This window comes from Bradyrhizobium sp. CCGUVB4N, from assembly GCF_024199945.1.
Classification (GTDB): domain Bacteria; phylum Pseudomonadota; class Alphaproteobacteria; order Rhizobiales; family Xanthobacteraceae; genus Bradyrhizobium.
In genome coordinates this window covers 4,960,147-4,973,895 of the sequence record NZ_JANADP010000001.1, presented here as the reverse complement: position 1 = coordinate 4,973,895, position 13,749 = coordinate 4,960,147, and the positions used below count along the sequence as shown (strand labels likewise).

16 protein-coding genes are annotated in these 13,749 nt (G+C 63.0%); 8 read left to right on the top strand and 8 right to left on the bottom strand.

The window, feature by feature from the left end:
• Positions 1–392: 392 nt before the first annotated feature.
• Both NLM31_RS22780 and NLM31_RS22775 read right to left on the bottom strand, forming a co-directional pair.
• Positions 393–740: a hypothetical protein gene (locus NLM31_RS22780; RefSeq protein ID WP_254193734.1), complete on the bottom strand. Its 348-nt coding sequence runs from the start codon at positions 738–740 to the stop codon at positions 393–395.
• Between the two features lie 185 nt (positions 741–925).
• Positions 926–1,447, bottom strand: coding sequence for a GNAT family N-acetyltransferase (locus NLM31_RS22775; RefSeq protein ID WP_254193733.1), 522 nt, complete (start codon positions 1,445–1,447; stop codon positions 926–928).
• A 159-nt stretch (positions 1,448–1,606) separates the two neighbouring features.
• On the opposite strand from NLM31_RS22775, the gene NLM31_RS22770 reads away from it, so the two are divergent.
• Genes NLM31_RS22770 through fabI form a run of 4 tightly spaced genes read left to right on the top strand, consistent with a single transcriptional unit; the run spans position 1,607 to position 6,826 of the window.
• Positions 1,607–3,829 (top strand): DUF3141 domain-containing protein, encoded by a 2,223-nt coding sequence (locus tag NLM31_RS22770; protein WP_254193732.1) that lies wholly within the window; start codon positions 1,607–1,609, stop codon positions 3,827–3,829.
• A 29-nt stretch (positions 3,830–3,858) separates the two neighbouring features.
• Positions 3,859–4,821, top strand: a complete 963-nt coding sequence (locus NLM31_RS22765; RefSeq protein WP_254131499.1) for a phosphate acetyltransferase — start codon at positions 3,859–3,861, stop codon at positions 4,819–4,821.
• 5 nt (positions 4,822–4,826) lie between these two features.
• Complete coding sequence (locus NLM31_RS22760) at positions 4,827–6,041, top strand: acetate/propionate family kinase (RefSeq protein WP_254196245.1); 1,215 nt, start codon at positions 4,827–4,829, stop codon at positions 6,039–6,041.
• On the top strand, positions 6,038–6,826 hold the full coding sequence (gene fabI / locus NLM31_RS22755) for an enoyl-ACP reductase FabI (RefSeq protein ID WP_254193731.1): 789 nt from the start codon (positions 6,038–6,040) through the stop codon (positions 6,824–6,826). Before NLM31_RS22760 ends, fabI begins: the two co-directional genes overlap by 4 nt.
• A gap of 12 nt (positions 6,827–6,838) precedes the next feature.
• Here fabI and NLM31_RS22750 read toward each other — a convergent pair whose 3' ends face one another.
• The 3 genes from NLM31_RS22750 to NLM31_RS22740 are packed head-to-tail and all read right to left on the bottom strand — an operon-like array spanning position 6,839 to position 8,307.
• Entirely contained in the window at positions 6,839–6,991 is a 153-nt protein-coding gene (locus tag NLM31_RS22750) for a hypothetical protein (protein WP_254193730.1), read from the bottom strand.
• A 13-nt stretch (positions 6,992–7,004) separates the two neighbouring features.
• Positions 7,005–7,655: a 3-oxoacid CoA-transferase subunit B gene (locus NLM31_RS22745; protein ID WP_254193729.1), complete on the bottom strand. Its 651-nt coding sequence runs from the start codon at positions 7,653–7,655 to the stop codon at positions 7,005–7,007.
• A 4-nt stretch (positions 7,656–7,659) separates the two neighbouring features.
• A complete protein-coding gene (locus NLM31_RS22740; RefSeq protein ID WP_254193728.1) occupies positions 7,660–8,307 on the bottom strand; it encodes a CoA transferase subunit A in 648 nt (215 codons plus the stop codon).
• Positions 8,308–8,568: 261 nt separating this feature from the next.
• Between NLM31_RS22740 and NLM31_RS22735 the strand changes: the two genes are divergently transcribed.
• On the top strand, positions 8,569–8,919 hold the full coding sequence (locus NLM31_RS22735) for a phasin (RefSeq protein WP_254131494.1): 351 nt from the start codon (positions 8,569–8,571) through the stop codon (positions 8,917–8,919).
• Between the two features lie 1,534 nt (positions 8,920–10,453).
• Here the strand turns inward: NLM31_RS22735 and NLM31_RS22730 are convergent.
• Positions 10,454–10,702 (bottom strand): DUF3551 domain-containing protein, encoded by a 249-nt coding sequence (locus NLM31_RS22730; protein ID WP_254131493.1) that lies wholly within the window; start codon positions 10,700–10,702, stop codon positions 10,454–10,456.
• A gap of 395 nt (positions 10,703–11,097) precedes the next feature.
• On the opposite strand from NLM31_RS22730, the gene NLM31_RS22725 reads away from it, so the two are divergent.
• Positions 11,098–11,289 (top strand): hypothetical protein, encoded by a 192-nt coding sequence (locus NLM31_RS22725; protein ID WP_254135408.1) that lies wholly within the window; start codon positions 11,098–11,100, stop codon positions 11,287–11,289.
• Between the two features lie 243 nt (positions 11,290–11,532).
• Entirely contained in the window at positions 11,533–11,865 is a 333-nt protein-coding gene (locus NLM31_RS22720) for a DUF1476 domain-containing protein (protein ID WP_254131492.1), read from the top strand.
• A gap of 5 nt (positions 11,866–11,870) precedes the next feature.
• Here the strand turns inward: NLM31_RS22720 and NLM31_RS22715 are convergent, their stop codons facing one another.
• Complete coding sequence (locus NLM31_RS22715) at positions 11,871–12,449, bottom strand: TIGR00645 family protein (RefSeq protein WP_254131491.1); 579 nt, start codon at positions 12,447–12,449, stop codon at positions 11,871–11,873.
• A gap of 109 nt (positions 12,450–12,558) precedes the next feature.
• Between NLM31_RS22715 and NLM31_RS22710 the strand changes: the two genes are divergently transcribed.
• Positions 12,559–12,846 (top strand): hypothetical protein, encoded by a 288-nt coding sequence (locus NLM31_RS22710; RefSeq protein ID WP_254131490.1) that lies wholly within the window; start codon positions 12,559–12,561, stop codon positions 12,844–12,846.
• 16 nt (positions 12,847–12,862) lie between these two features.
• Here the strand turns inward: NLM31_RS22710 and NLM31_RS43085 are convergent, their stop codons facing one another.
• Entirely contained in the window at positions 12,863–12,991 is a 129-nt protein-coding gene (locus NLM31_RS43085) for a hypothetical protein (RefSeq protein ID WP_256561590.1), read from the bottom strand.
• Positions 12,992–13,749 lie beyond the last annotated feature (758 nt).

The window sequence follows — 13,749 nt, the reverse complement described above, 5'->3', positions numbered from 1 at the left end:
ACGGCCCGCTGATCGTCCGCATATTCCTTGGCGACCTCGTGGGCCTCGTTGTCTCGCGGCGATGGATCGGGGAGCGCTGGCACTCCCGGCGCTCAAATCCGCAATTGGATCGGCTGCCGGGAGCTTGGGGGCTGGCAAACGAGCCGTGCCATGTTCGCGCTTGAGGTGCAATCCTGGGAATGGCGGACTCCGGTAGTTTTACGGAATCCATTTTCGGAACGGGGTGTTCTACTGTGAGAACACCGGCGAGATTTGAGTACTAAGCAATTTCGAGTTGCCCGGGATGGCCGCAGGAGGGGCTGGAACCACTCTGCGGCCTTTCCCTTTCTAAAGGCAGGCCGAACATCGGCGCCGCGACCGCCGCAGCTCTGCCAGACAACCGCGATAAGCGCTCATTGCCATGTCAGCGAATAGGTTCGCCCGTTGGTGTTGGGGTCGCTGTTGTCGCTGGCCGAGAAGATGATGCCGCTGCCGCGCCGATGTGAATAGCTGCCGTCGGCGATTGTCTTGAGACTATGCGCCGGACCGAGCTGCCGTCCGTTTTCGAATACCGTGACTGTCGACCGGGTCGGCGCGCTATCAAAATCCGCGAGCCCGTCGAGCCCCGGCATCAGGGCTTGATAAGCTTTGTTATCGAGCTTGCGGAACGGGCCGGCCAGCGTCGCGGCCTTCGGCGGGTCGGGTTTCGGGACGTAGCTGTAGTGCAGATATACCGCGACCGGGAAATAGATCGCGAGCAAGACCAAGACCGTCTTGGAAGCCTGTGAAAGTGTCCAAGACTGATGGTTGGATAACGACGACATGGTTGGACTACGCAACAATAAGACAACACCTCACAACTGGATCGGTAGCGTCCTGGTTCCAGCCACCAGCGAATGAATCACAGGACACCCAGTCGGCCACCAGCTCGTTTCTCGCCGACATGCTAGGTCAGCTTCAATGTCATGTGAATGACGCCGGGCTCGCAGGTCGTTGCTGGCGTGAATCCAAATTTTTTGCAGACGCGGAGCATCGCCGCGTTGTCTGACAGCACCTCCGCGGTCAACTCCGTCAATCCAGCCTCGCGGGCGATAGCGATCAGGCGGCCCGTCAGCAGCCCGCCAATTCCGCACCCTTGCCAGGCATCGATCACGACGAAAGCCGTCTCGGCCCGTCCAGGCTCGGACATGACATAGCGGCCACCGCCGATGATCGTGCTGCGGCCCGCGTCGTCCGTGCACGCGACGAGTGCCACATGGCTCCTGAAGTCGGGTTCCATGAAGAAAGCGCGCTCCCGTTCGGAAAAATGGCGTTTCGTCACAAAGAAGCGGCGCTGGAGCGATTGTGCGCTGGTTTCTTCGAGCGCAGCGAGCATGTCGAGTTCGTCGTCGGGGCGAAGTGCCCTGATTTCGATCAATCGTCCGTCGCACAGCGTCTCGCGACGGATGAAATTTGCGGCATCGGACATTTGGCTCTCGCGTCGCTCTCTTGTCGCTCTCTTGCGCGGTCGAGGAATCGGGCGATGTTGATCTCGATTGACGCGCACGCCGTCGCCGACCGTTGACCTATATCAACGACGGCAATAGCCGGCCCTCTTGAATGACCTCGCGTGACGACGAGGTCGAACATGGCGACGGAAATCCCAAAGCTGCCTGATGGTCCGATGTCGGGGCTGGTCGCCTCGGCCGTTGAATACATGGTCGATGCGGGACAACGCAGCGTCCTGTTTCTCGACATCATGCGCCAGCGCGGCGACCAGTATCGCGAGCACGTCGCGCAGACTGCACCGCATGTGCTGCAATATGCTGCCGAATTGATCACGGATGGCCGCTCGCTGGAGGAGCCGGTCAACTACGCGCTGGTGCGCATCATTCCGCCGAAGGATGTCGAGATCGACATGAGCCGACGGCCGTTTGTCGTGGTCGACCCGCGGGCCGGTCATGGTCCCGGCATCGGCGGCTTCAAGGCGGACAGCGAGATCGGCGTCGCGATGAAGGCTGGCCATCCCTGCTATTTCATAGGGTTCCTGCCCGAGCCGGTGCCGGGCCAGACCATCGAGCGCATCGCGCGCGCGGAGGCGAAATTCATCGAGACGGTCATCAGCCGCCATCCCGACGCCGACGGCAAGCCCTGCGTGATCGGCAACTGCCAGGCCGGCTGGGCCGTCATGATTCTGGCGTCGCTGCGGCCGGAACTGTTCGGGCCGCTGATCATCGCCGGCGCACCGCTTGCCTATTGGGCCGGCGTGCACGGCAAATATCCGATGCGCTATTCCGGCGGACTGCTGGGCGGCAGCTGGCTCACGGCGATGACGAGCGATCTCGGCGCCGGCAAGTTCGACGGCGCCTGGCTGGTGCAAAACTTCGAGAACCAGAATCCGTCGAACACGCTCTGGACCAAGCAGTACAACGTCTATTCCAAGGTCGACACCGAGGCCGAGCGCTATCTCGATTTCGAGCGCTGGTGGGGCGGACACGTCAATCTCAATGCCGAAGAAATCCAGTTCATCGTCGACGAACTGTTCATCGGCAACAATCTCGCCGCCGGCCGGATCGAGATGTCCGACGGTCAGAAAGTCGACCTGCGCAACATCCGCTCGCCGATCGTGGTGTTCTGCTCCAAGGGTGACAACGTCACTCCGCCGCAGCAGGCGCTGGACTGGATCCTCGATTGTTACGCCGATGTCGACGAGATCAGGGCCTATGGCCAGACCATCGTCTACACCGTTCACGAGAGCATCGGCCATCTCGGCATCTTCGTCTCCGGCGGCGTCGCGAAGAAGGAGCATGCGGAGTTTTCCAGCAATATCGACCTGATCGACGTGCTGCCGCCCGGGCTGTACGAAGCCACATTCCAGGCGAGGGGCTCCGACACTCGCAATGCCGATCTGGCTGCCGGGCAGTGGGTGATGCGTTGCGAGGCGCGGACGCTGGATGATATTCGCGCGATGGGCGGAAATTCGCCCGAAGACGAGCGGCGGTTCGCGGCGGCGAAGCGCGTCTCGGAGCTCAATCTCGCGGCCTATCAGAAGTTCGTGCAGCCATGGCTCAAGAAGATGGTCACGCCCCAGGTGGCGGACTGGGCGCGCAACATGCATCCGCTCCGGATGCAATACGAAGCCTTCAGCACCAAGAACCCCTGGATGGCCGCCATCAAGTCGGCGGCTGATCGCGTCGAGGACAATCGCAGGCCGGTCTCGAAGGACAATCCGTTCCTGGCATTCCAGGAGCAGTTCTCGAAGCAGATTGTCCACGCGCTGGATAGCTGGCGTGATGCGCAGGAAGCGCTGAGCGAGACGATCTTCCTCAACGTCTACGGATCGCCGGCGCTGCAGGCCGCGGTCGGCGTGGATCCGAATTCCGCGCCGTCGCGCCTGCGCGAGATGTCGGCGGAGCACCGCGCCATGCTCGACAAGCGGATCGCCGAGTTGAAGTCCCGGATGGGAGAGGGCGGCCTTCGCGAGGCGGCCATCCGCGCACTGCTCTATGTCGGCTCGGCACGCGGCATGGTGGACGAGCGGAGCATCGAGGCGCTGCGCCAGATCCGGCGCGATCATCCCGGCGATCGGATGACGCTGCAGGCGTTCAAGACGCTGGTGCGCGAGCAATTCTTCATGCTGCTGCTGGACCGGGACGCGGCGCTTGGCGCTATTCCCAATATGCTGCCGAACGATCTCAATCAGAAGCGCGCGGCGTTCGCTGCGATGCGCGAGGTGCTGTCGGCGAGCGAGGACATCAGCGGCGAGCGTGCGAACCGTCTGCGGCGGGTCGCTGGGCTGTTCGGACTGGACGGGGAAGGAGAGTGGACGTCGAACGTCGCCCCTTTCGACCCCAAAGCAAAAGCGTCATAGCGCGCATTGGCGCAAGCGGGAGTGACAGGATGTCAGCCGATGCGACGCAAACCCAGTCCGGCAGCAAATATGACCGCCTGATCGCCGCGGCCCGGGCCGCGCCACCCACGCCGACCGTCGTCGTCCACCCCTGCGACGAGACCTCGCTGCGCGGGGCCGTCGACAGCGCGAGCGCGGGCATCATCCGGCCGATCCTGGTCGGCCCCGCAAAGAGGATCAGGGACACCGCGGCGAAATTCGATCTGGACGTGTCCGGATTCGAGATCGTCGATGCCGCGCATAGCGACGACGCTGCCGCCAAGGGCGTCGAGCTGATTCATTCCGCCAGGGGTGAGCTGTTGATGAAGGGCAGCCTCCACACCGACGAACTGATGCGCGCCGTCACGGCCAAGACCGGAGGCCTGCGCACCGACCGCCGCATCAGCCATGTCTTCGTGATGGACGTGCCGGCCTATGCCGAGACCATCTTCGTGACGGATGCCGCGATCAACATCTTTCCCGACCTCGACGCCAAGCGCGACATCATCCAGAACGCGATCGATCTCTATAACCAGGCTGGCTTCGGCAAATTGCCGCGGGTGGCGATCCTGTCGGCGGTCGAAACGGTCACCTCGAAGATTCCCTCCACCATCGAAGCAGCCGCTCTCTGCAAGATGGCCGACCGCGGCCAGATCACCGGCGGCGTGCTTGATGGCCCGCTGGCCTTCGACAACGCCATTGATCCCGAAGCGGCGCGGATCAAGGGCATCACATCCGAGGTCGCCGGGCGCGCCCAGATCCTGATGGTTCCGGATCTCGAGTCCGGCAACATGCTGGCCAAGAACCTCGCCTATTTTGCCAAGGCCGACGGCGCCGGCATCGTGCTCGGCGCCCGGGTACCCGTCGTCCTGACCTCGCGGGCGGATTCGCCGCGGGCGCGGATGGCCTCATGCGCGGTCGCCGCGCTCTACGCTCACGCCCGGCGCCGGAAGGCGCCGACAGTCGCGGCGTGACCGCCATGGATACGATCCTGGTCGTCAATGCCGGCTCTTCCAGTGTCAAGTTCCAGGTCTATTCGGTCGAAGGCGACGGTGCGCTTCGCCGCCAGATCAAGGGACAGATGGACGGCATCGGCAGCCGGCCGCGCCTGCGGGCCAGCGGCGCGAGCGGTGATCCGCTGGCCGATCGCGCCTATCCCATCGAGGCTGTGCCTGATGTCCCGACCGCAATGGCCGTCGCCGGCAACTGGCTGCGGGATGAGCTCCATGTCACGCCGATCGCGGTCGGCCATCGTGTCGTCCATGGTGGCCCGGACTTTTCGCGGCCGGTCCTGATCGACCACGGCGTCGTGTCCCGCCTCGAACGTTTCGTGACGCTGGCGCCACTGCATCAGCCGCACAATCTCGCGCCGATCCGCTCGCTGCTGGCGAACTTCCCGGCGCTTCCGCAGGTGGCATGCTTCGATACCGCTTTTCACCGCACGCATGGTGTGGTTGCCGATCACTATGCCATCCCGCATCAGCTTCATGCCGAGGGGGTGAGGCGCTACGGTTTTCACGGGCTGTCGTATGAATACATCGCACGGACCCTGCCGAGCGTCGCGCCCGACATCGCCAGGCGACGCGTGATCGTTGCCCATCTCGGCAGCGGCGCCTCGATGTGCGCGATCAAGGATGGGCGCAGCATCGAGAGCACGATGGGCTTTACCGCGCTCGACGGCCTGCCGATGGGCACGCGTCCCGGACAAATCGATCCGGGCGTGGTGCTCTATCTGATGTCCGAGAAGGGCATGACGCCCGCGCAGGCCCAGGACTTTCTCTATCGCGAATGCGGCTTGAAAGGCCTGTCCGGCGTCAGCAACGACATGCGGGAACTGGAAGCCAGCGCAAATCCGCAGGCGAGGTTGGCGATCGACTATTTCGTCTATCGGATCGGCCTCAACGCCGGCATGCTGGCGGCGGCCCTGCAGGGGCTCGACGCCTTCGTCTTCACCGCCGGGATTGGTGAGAATTCCGCATCGATCCGCGCACGCATCGCAGAACAGCTCGGATGGCTCGGTGTCGCGCTCGATGCGGGCGAGAACGCCCGCCATTCCCGGCGGATCTCGCGGGCCAACAGCCTGATCCCCGTCTATGTCGTTCCGACCGACGAGGAGTTGATGATCGCGCAGCACACATTGTCGATGCTGATGAACGGTCAATTCCACAACACACGACCTGAGAGGGTGTCATGATCCCCGTATTCCCCGAGAGCAAGGTGGCCCTCAAGGGCAAGAAGGGCCTGGTTGTCGGCATCGCCAACGACCAGTCGATCGCCTGGGGCTGCGCGCGCGCTTTTCGCGCGCTCGGCGCCGATCTCGCAGTGACCTATCTGAACGACCGCGCCAGGAAGCACGTCGAGCCGCTGGCGCAGGCGCTGGAGGCGCCGATCTTCATGCCGCTGGACGTGATGGTCGAAGGCCAGACCGAGGCGGTCTTCGAGCGCATCGCGAAGGAATGGGGGCAGCTCGATTTCCTGCTGCACTCGATCGCGTTCTCGCCCAAGGAGGCGCTGCACGGCCGTGTCGTGGACGTCGGCCGCGACGGCTTCCTGAAGACCATGGACGTGTCGTGCTGGTCGTTCCTGCGGATGGCTCATCTGGCCGAGCCCTTGATGAAGAACGGCGGCACGATGTTCACCATGACCTATTACGGCAGCCAGATGGTGGTGGACAATTACAACATCATGGGCGTCGCAAAGGCGGCGCTCGAGGCGGCCGTCCGCTATGCCGCCGCCGAGCTCGGACCGAAGGGGATCCGCGTGCACGCGATTTCGCCGGGGCCGCTGGCGACGCGTGCGGCGTCGGGCATTCCGGAGTTCGACGAGCTCATGGACAAGGCGCAATCGAAGGCGCCGGCGCGCAGCCTCGTCAGTATCGACGATGTCGGCAATGCGACCGCGTTCCTGGCGCTCGATGGCGCCAAGCTGATCACCGGCAGCGTGCTCTATATCGACGGCGGATATCACATCATCGATTGAGCGTCGCGTCCGTCAACGACAGTGCAGGGCGATCGGCTCGGCGATGCAGGCGGGCTTCTTGCCGTCTTCGATCTCGATCACGAGATGGTCGTTCACGCGCAAGCCGTCGGGGATCTCCGTACCGACCGCGGATTTGATCTCGTTGAGGTCGCTGAATATCCGCATGACGGTCCCCTGATCAGAGCTTCATTTCGGGGACGTTGTCGGGGACGGCGAGCTCGGCCTCCGTGACCGCCATGACCTCGCCGACGCTGACACCGGGGGCGGTCTCCAGCAGCGTCGCCTTTCCGTCGGGGAAGCCGATCACGGCCATGTCGGTGACGACCAGGCTCACCGGCCGCGCCGAGGTCAGGGGCAGGGTGCATTTGGCGACGATTTTCGACTTGCCCTTGGCGGCGTGCTGCATGGCGATGATGACGCGCTTGGCGCCGCTGACGAGGTCCATCGCGCCGCCCATGCCCGGGACCATCTTGCCGGGGATCATCCAGTTGGCGAGCAGGCCGTGTGCATCGACCTGGAGACCGCCTAGTACGGTGACGTCGACATGACCGCCGCGGATCAGCCCGAACGACATCGCGCTGTCGAAGGTCGCCGCACCCGGCAGTGCGCTGATCGGACGGCCGCCGGCGTCGGTGAGCAGGGGGTGGGCCATGCCATGCTCCGGGATGGGGCCGGTGCCGATCAGGCCGTTCTCCGACTGGAAGAACACCTTGAGATCGGCCGCGACGTAGTTGGCGACAAGGGTCGGAATGCCGATGCCGAGATTGACGAGATTGCCGCTCTTCAGCTCCTGGGCGACGCGACGGGCGATGATGATCTGCGGATCCATGATCTCACCCGTTCGTAATGAGGTAGTCGACGAGCGGCGCCGGCGTGACGACGTGATCAGGCGCGATCACGCCGACCGGGACGATGTGCTCCGCGGTGACGATGACGGTGTCTGCCGCCATCGCCATGATCGGATTGAAATTGCGCGCCGTCAGCACGTAGGTGAGGTTGCCGAGATAGTCGGCGAGGAAGGCGTGGATCAGCGCGTACTGGGCGCGGATGGCGGTCTCCAGGAGAAACGGCTTGCCGTCGACCTCGATCTGGCGCTTGCCTTCCGCAACGAGCGTACCGACGCCGGTCGGCGTGAGGACGCCGCCGAGGCCGCAGCCGCCGGCCCGGATGCGCTCGACGAAGGTGCCTTGCGGCACGAGCTCCACGGCGATCTGGTTTGCCAGCATCTGCTGCTGCGCCTTTGGATTGAGCCCGATATGGGTGGCCGTCAGCTTCGAGACCTGCCCGGCGTCAAAGAGCTTGCCGACGCCCTTGCCCGGCGTGGCGGCGTCGTTGCAGATCAGCGACAAGCCGGTCTTGTTCTGCCGCACGAGCTCGTTGAGCAGCCGCTCCGGCGTGCCGACGCCCATGAAGCCGCCGACCATGATGCTCGCGCCGGCCGGGATCATCGCGACGGCTTCTTCGACGGAAACGGCCTTCATGGTCGGAGCTCCGGTCGGCGGGCGCAGGTGACCGGATTGATGGTGGGCGCGAGCGGCCTCGCAGCTTTGATCTGCGTCAAGGCTTCGTGCCGTTCGCGGGTGAGATGTCGATGCTTGGTACGGCGCCGAACGCCGTTGCACGCTTCCGTGAAGGCCTGGACGGATATCCAGGCGCTGTTCGACCGTATCATCGATCAGACCGTCGGCGCCTGGTTCGGAAGACTTGCCGCGTAACCACGAACTCCTGAAAGGAGAGACGTCATGGCTGAGATCAACGTATCCGTTGAAGGCGTGCGTGCGACAATGACCGACGCACTCGATCGCGTGCGCAAGGCCAACTCGAATTATTTCGAGCTGCTGGAGAAAGCCCTGAGCTCTTCACCACTGCCGATTGCGAGCCAGGCGAAGGAGTTTTGCAGCGTCATGCAACGCAACGTCAACGCGACCTTCGATCTCGGCGACAAGCTGATCCATGCCAAGGATGTGCCGGACGCGCTCAAGCTCCAGGCCGACTTCTTCCAGGACCAGATGCGCGCGCTCACCGAGCAGACCCGGACCATGGGCGAGTCGGCGATGAAGGCCGCCGGCGGTCTGTTCGGTCCGAAGGGCTGAAGCTGCGGGTACGGCTGGGCGAGGTCAAGCAAAAGGGCCAGGTCCGGATAAGTCCCGGGCAGGCGGGACTGGGCCTGCGGAGGCCCAAAAGAAGGGGGCCGCGCAATGGCGGCCCCCCTGCCGGTTGCAATGATTGTTCGGAATTGAAATGCCAGCCCCGGCATCCGCTATGCTAATCGCCCGTGCTTTCGACGCAACGTAAATCGTTGGTTTCACTTGGGGAACCGGGAGAACTGTTGCAGATTCGCTGGCAGCGCATCTGACAGGGACAGCATGTGTGACCTTTATCGGAGGCCGCCTGTTGCCGATCCGACGCTGGTCGATCGACGCCGAGCCGACCGGGAACATTGCCGCACCGGCGGCAACGAGGCGGCTCCATACCCCCTACGAAAGGACCAGCATCGACAGTTCGGACGATCCCGGGTTCGTTCGCGACCGGTTCGCGCTCCCTACGAGAGGCAAGCGACGATGGCGAGAACGACATCCGAGCCGAGGTCACCCGAATAGATCGACAAAGCAATCCCGAGCCCAAGCGCCAGAGCAATAACTTTGAGAGCAATCATCTGAATTCCCCTCGTTCTAATGCGGACAGGCTGAGCCCTGATTGTTTCCAGGCTGCTTCGAGGGAGCGATAAATGGCTTCGTTCACCGAGCCGTTATCCTCGGGGGCTCAAGACGAAGGCCGCAGCGATGATCCGCTGCGGCCCATGCCGTCTCAAAAATGCCGGGTGAAAAGATTCAAGTGAAATATGCTGCCAGCCCCGGTACCAAAAATTCTACCGGGAAAATTAGGCAATCTTCAAATTAATTCCGCCGGGCCGCGAGAGAATCTCTGAATTGCTTAACCTTTGTGGGAGGTCATGAGGGAGAGCTCCGCCCTTTGGCTGGCTATCGGGCGGGCCCTCGACCCCAAGCGCAAGCCGCATACATCCCCGCGGCCCGGCCCAAGGGAACCTTGAGCCCAATTGCTCATTGAATTCCATGAGAATTCCGGACCTTTAGGGGTGCCTCGGACGGATTAGGATACAACTCATTTTAGAATTTTGATTTGGAGCTACCCGTTGGCCGCAAGTCTAAAAATGATCGTTTCTGCTTACGTGCGCTCGAATAACCGGCAAGCTCTCGAGAATATGCGAGAGCTTCGGCGCCAGTTGCTCGAACCGCTCCAGACGACATCCAGCATCAACGCGGCGAAGTCTCGCGAGTCCATACTCGAGGACCTTCGCGTGATCGAGGAGGGATTGGAGCAGCTGCGTCTATCAGGGCGCGGCTGAGACAACGATAGGCAGCTTCTCGCTTGCTCGAAATCCTGATGTGCTGAGCTCGTCCCTATCTCTCGCAGCCACGAGCTGGCTTTTGCCACGTCGTGATCCCGCTCGACGGCCGGGGACGCAGCAGACGAAGTGTCGGGAAAAACGAGTATCCGAGGGCCGGTACGCGCGCGGCCGTCGGGTCTTCCGCGAGTTTACGTCGGCGGCCAGGCTCGGCGCGTTGACGCCGTCGGCGAGAGTGAGCGCCGGAGCAGTCGCGACGATCAGCGCCGCTCCTGCAACTTCTTTGTCCCGGGCTGGGCCTGCTGCTTGAACCTCACGCGCGGATTGATGTCGCAAGTCGTGTCCCACCGTCCGGATGCTGAAGCCATGCATTGCTCCCGGGTCTCGTACATGCACTCGCCGGGCCAGCCGAGATCGTCGCCAACGACACACCAGGGATAATCACGCTCTGCGTGCGCAGCAGGAAGGGATCCCAGAAGGATCAACAGGGCCAGGACTGTGGTGCGCATCTCGGTTCTCCAGATATGACGCCCTCGACGAGAGAGCTTTGAGCGAGCCGAAGCCAATGGCAGTCTGCGTCTTGGTTGCTGTGGAGGCCATAGCTCACCCGGGCGGCTGGTACGTCAGATCACACGCGCTGTCGCTGCTCATTTCGAATCGCGCAAGCGGGCTGGGGTCCGCGATTCGATTTCGGAATAATAGTATTATCTCACTGTTTTGCCCGACGCGTCAAACGGCTTTTGCGGGGATGCGCAAGGTGGGCGCGGACATCGTCGATTCGCGATGCGCGGGCTACTGTGCATGGGGTTGTTTTCGATATTTTTGGCAGAGGTCTGTGCCGGGGGCGCCTGATGGGACGGGAACCTCTCGCGGAACCTTTTCCTCACCGCCGCGTTACCTCGCCATGACAGAAGATCTTTCCTTCCGACGCAAACCCTTGACCCCCGAACAGCGCCAGGCGCGCGATGCGGCGCGCCGCGTCGAAGCGGAGAAGGCCATGCGCGATCATGAGGCCGCGCAGAAGGCATTCTATGAGAATCGCGAACGGCTGAAAGCCGAGCGGCTGGCTCGTGAGGCGGCCGCCGCCAAGGCCTAACGACAAGGCCTGACAAGGCCTGACGGCAAGCAAGGCCGCATCGGTCAGGCATCTCACAAATCTGTTCGCCGTGCGCCTCCGGTTCAGGACCCGGGGGCGCGCGGCCGCTTGCGCCTGGGCCGACCAGTGGCTTGACGGCGTGCGCCTTCGGTCGGATGATTCAAATCATCCTCAATTGACGAGAACGACGGAGACATCCGCTCCCAGTCCAGATCCCATCAGCGCAACGCAATGGAGCTGACCATGACCACGTTCGACAAGCGCGAGCAGGGCTTCGAGGCGAAATTCGCCCACGACGAGGAGCTCATGTTCAAGGCCGCGGCCCGGTCCAACAAGCTGCTCGGGCTCTGGGCCGCGGGCCAGCTCGGGCTCAGCGGCGATGCCGCAGCCGCTTACGCGACGGCGCTGGTCACGGACAATCTGGGCAACCAGACCATCAACGAGACCCTGCGCAAGGTGTCGAACGATCTCGCGCCAAAGGGGATTTCGCGGGAGCAGGTCGCGCAGAAGTGCCAGGAATGCCTGCACCAGGCCTTGGCGCAGCTCGAGGCCGCATCGCGCCAGGCTGGCGGATAGTCAATTCACTCGGCGTCCTTGCGCGCGGCCGTGTTGCTGAACCTGTCGACGAAGGCGATGCCGATCGCCGAGACCACGAAGGTGATGTGGATCAGGACCTGCCACATCACACCGTTCTCGGTGAGACTGGCGCGGTTGGAGCCGAGATTGCCGGCCTCGATGAAGGTGCGCAGCAGCGCGATCGAGGAGATGCCGATGATCGCCATCGCCAGCTTGATCTTGAGCACGCTGGCGTTGACGTGGCCGAGCCATTCCGGCTCGTCGGGATGGCCCTGCAGGTCGAGCCGCGACACGAAGGTCTCGTAGCCGCCGACGATGATCATCACCAGCAGGTTGGAGATCATCACGACGTCGATCAGCGCCAGCACGCTCATCACGATCTCCTGCTCGGTGAGCTCGAACGCATGCGAGGAGAGGTGCCAGAGCTCCTTCAGGAACAGCACGATATAGACGCATTGCGCGACGATCAGCCCGAGATAGAGCGGCAGCTGCAGCCAGCGCGAACCGAAGATGATCATCGGCAACAGGCCGAGCCGCGGCGAGGGCGGGCGGGGCCGGGTCGTGGTGTCTGGTTCAGTTGACATGCAGGTCGCATCCACGCATCGAGATTGTCTCGCTCACCTGTAACCCGCCCAGATGGCCGGCGGAAGACGCGGCCGTGCTATCATGCGGTCTGGATCGGGAGGCTGGCAGATGTCTCGCAGCTTTGGCTGGGCGCTCGGGAAGATATTGATCGCGGCCGCACTGATGCTGGACGCCGGCGCGGCCCCGGTATCGGCGACACCGCTGACGCCATTTCGCTACGAGGATCAGGCCCAGCGCCATTGCCCCGACGACAAGGTGGTGTGGCTGGATTTCAGGAAGGGCGTCTACTACCGCAAGGGCCAGAAGCTCTATGGCCAGGGGTTCGACGGCAGCTTTGTCTGTCTGACCGAAGCGCGCGGCGGCCTCTATCGCAGATCGCCGCTGGGCTTGCGCTGACGGCTGCGGGCGTGAGCTAGTTCTGGCTCGGCAGCTTCACCGGGACGTGCGGGGAGGTGCTGATGACCCGGGGGCTTCCGTCGGGATAAGTCCGGCCGCCACGGATCAGCGATTCCAGGACCAGGAAGAATTTCTCGGCTAGCATGTGCGTCACCCTCATTGGTGATGGCCTCGTGAAAATGAGTCGAGGCGCCGACGCGAAAATTCAATCAACTAAACGGGAGCGTCGCAATCCCGGATCAATACGCATGCTGCGTCGCAATGGTGCAGCGGTCGGAAAATTCGAAAACGCTGGTTGAGGATTAGCCGAAGGCCAGTGCGACGAGGCTCGAGCAGAGCAGGACCAGACCGCCTGCGGTCAATGCCAGAAAGCCATCGGATACGAGGTCATGTTTGCGCATGGGACACCTGCTGCTCTCATCCTCGATGCTCAATCGGATTGATTAAAATTGTCCGAACGAGCCGCTGTGAAGAAGTGATGCAATGTCGACCGCGCGAGTGCCGTCAGGCCCTCGTGCGGTAGCCTTCAAACGCATGGGCCAGGAAGATACCTGCGCTTACCAGACCCATCAGTGCCGAAACCGTCTCGATCATCGTTAAATTCCAATCCCGCCCCTGCAGCCGAGAAAACGCGGGCGGCCTTGCACAGTCAAAAGAATTCCGGTGAAGCCGGCGACAATGGGGGTGGAGTGAGCTTTTGGCGCAACAGCTTGTGCAGGAGTGGCACATCAGAGGTGGCGCCGAGGGCCGCGTGCACCGTAGATCAACGGAGAATGCCGAACGTCCTGTTTACCATCCCGACGCGAACGCTGTGGGCTCCCCATTTCCGCCGTGTTCGGGTTGCGTTATCGTTACCGTCTCTGAGACGGTGGTGGGCCGCCTCGGAGCTTAGGGTCCGGAAGG

Bases quoted from the DNA above. Each gene is read 5' to 3' on its own strand.
- fabI (WP_254193731.1), top strand. From the start codon at position 6,038: ATGATCCCCGTATTCCCCGAGAGCAAGGTGGCCCTCAAGGGCAAGAAG.
- NLM31_RS22775 (WP_254193733.1), bottom strand. From the start codon at position 1,447: ATGTCCGATGCCGCAAATTTCATCCGTCGCGAGACGCTGTGCGACGGA.
- NLM31_RS22745 (WP_254193729.1), bottom strand. From the start codon at position 7,655: ATGGATCCGCAGATCATCATCGCCCGTCGCGTCGCCCAGGAGCTGAAG.
- NLM31_RS22760 (WP_254196245.1), top strand. From the start codon at position 4,827: ATGGATACGATCCTGGTCGTCAATGCCGGCTCTTCCAGTGTCAAGTTC.
- NLM31_RS22770 (WP_254193732.1), top strand. From the start codon at position 1,607: ATGGCGACGGAAATCCCAAAGCTGCCTGATGGTCCGATGTCGGGGCTG.
- NLM31_RS43085 (WP_256561590.1), bottom strand. From the start codon at position 12,991: ATGCTAGCCGAGAAATTCTTCCTGGTCCTGGAATCGCTGATCCGTGGC.
- NLM31_RS22735 (WP_254131494.1), top strand. From the start codon at position 8,569: ATGGCTGAGATCAACGTATCCGTTGAAGGCGTGCGTGCGACAATGACC.
- NLM31_RS22710 (WP_254131490.1), top strand. From the start codon at position 12,559: ATGTCTCGCAGCTTTGGCTGGGCGCTCGGGAAGATATTGATCGCGGCC.
- NLM31_RS22750 (WP_254193730.1), bottom strand. From the start codon at position 6,991: ATGCGGATATTCAGCGACCTCAACGAGATCAAATCCGCGGTCGGTACG.
- NLM31_RS22765 (WP_254131499.1), top strand. From the start codon at position 3,859: ATGTCAGCCGATGCGACGCAAACCCAGTCCGGCAGCAAATATGACCGC.
- NLM31_RS22730 (WP_254131493.1), bottom strand. From the start codon at position 10,702: ATGCGCACCACAGTCCTGGCCCTGTTGATCCTTCTGGGATCCCTTCCT.
- NLM31_RS22720 (WP_254131492.1), top strand. From the start codon at position 11,533: ATGACCACGTTCGACAAGCGCGAGCAGGGCTTCGAGGCGAAATTCGCC.
- NLM31_RS22740 (WP_254193728.1), bottom strand. From the start codon at position 8,307: ATGAAGGCCGTTTCCGTCGAAGAAGCCGTCGCGATGATCCCGGCCGGC.
- NLM31_RS22725 (WP_254135408.1), top strand. From the start codon at position 11,098: ATGACAGAAGATCTTTCCTTCCGACGCAAACCCTTGACCCCCGAACAG.
- NLM31_RS22715 (WP_254131491.1), bottom strand. From the start codon at position 12,449: ATGTCAACTGAACCAGACACCACGACCCGGCCCCGCCCGCCCTCGCCG.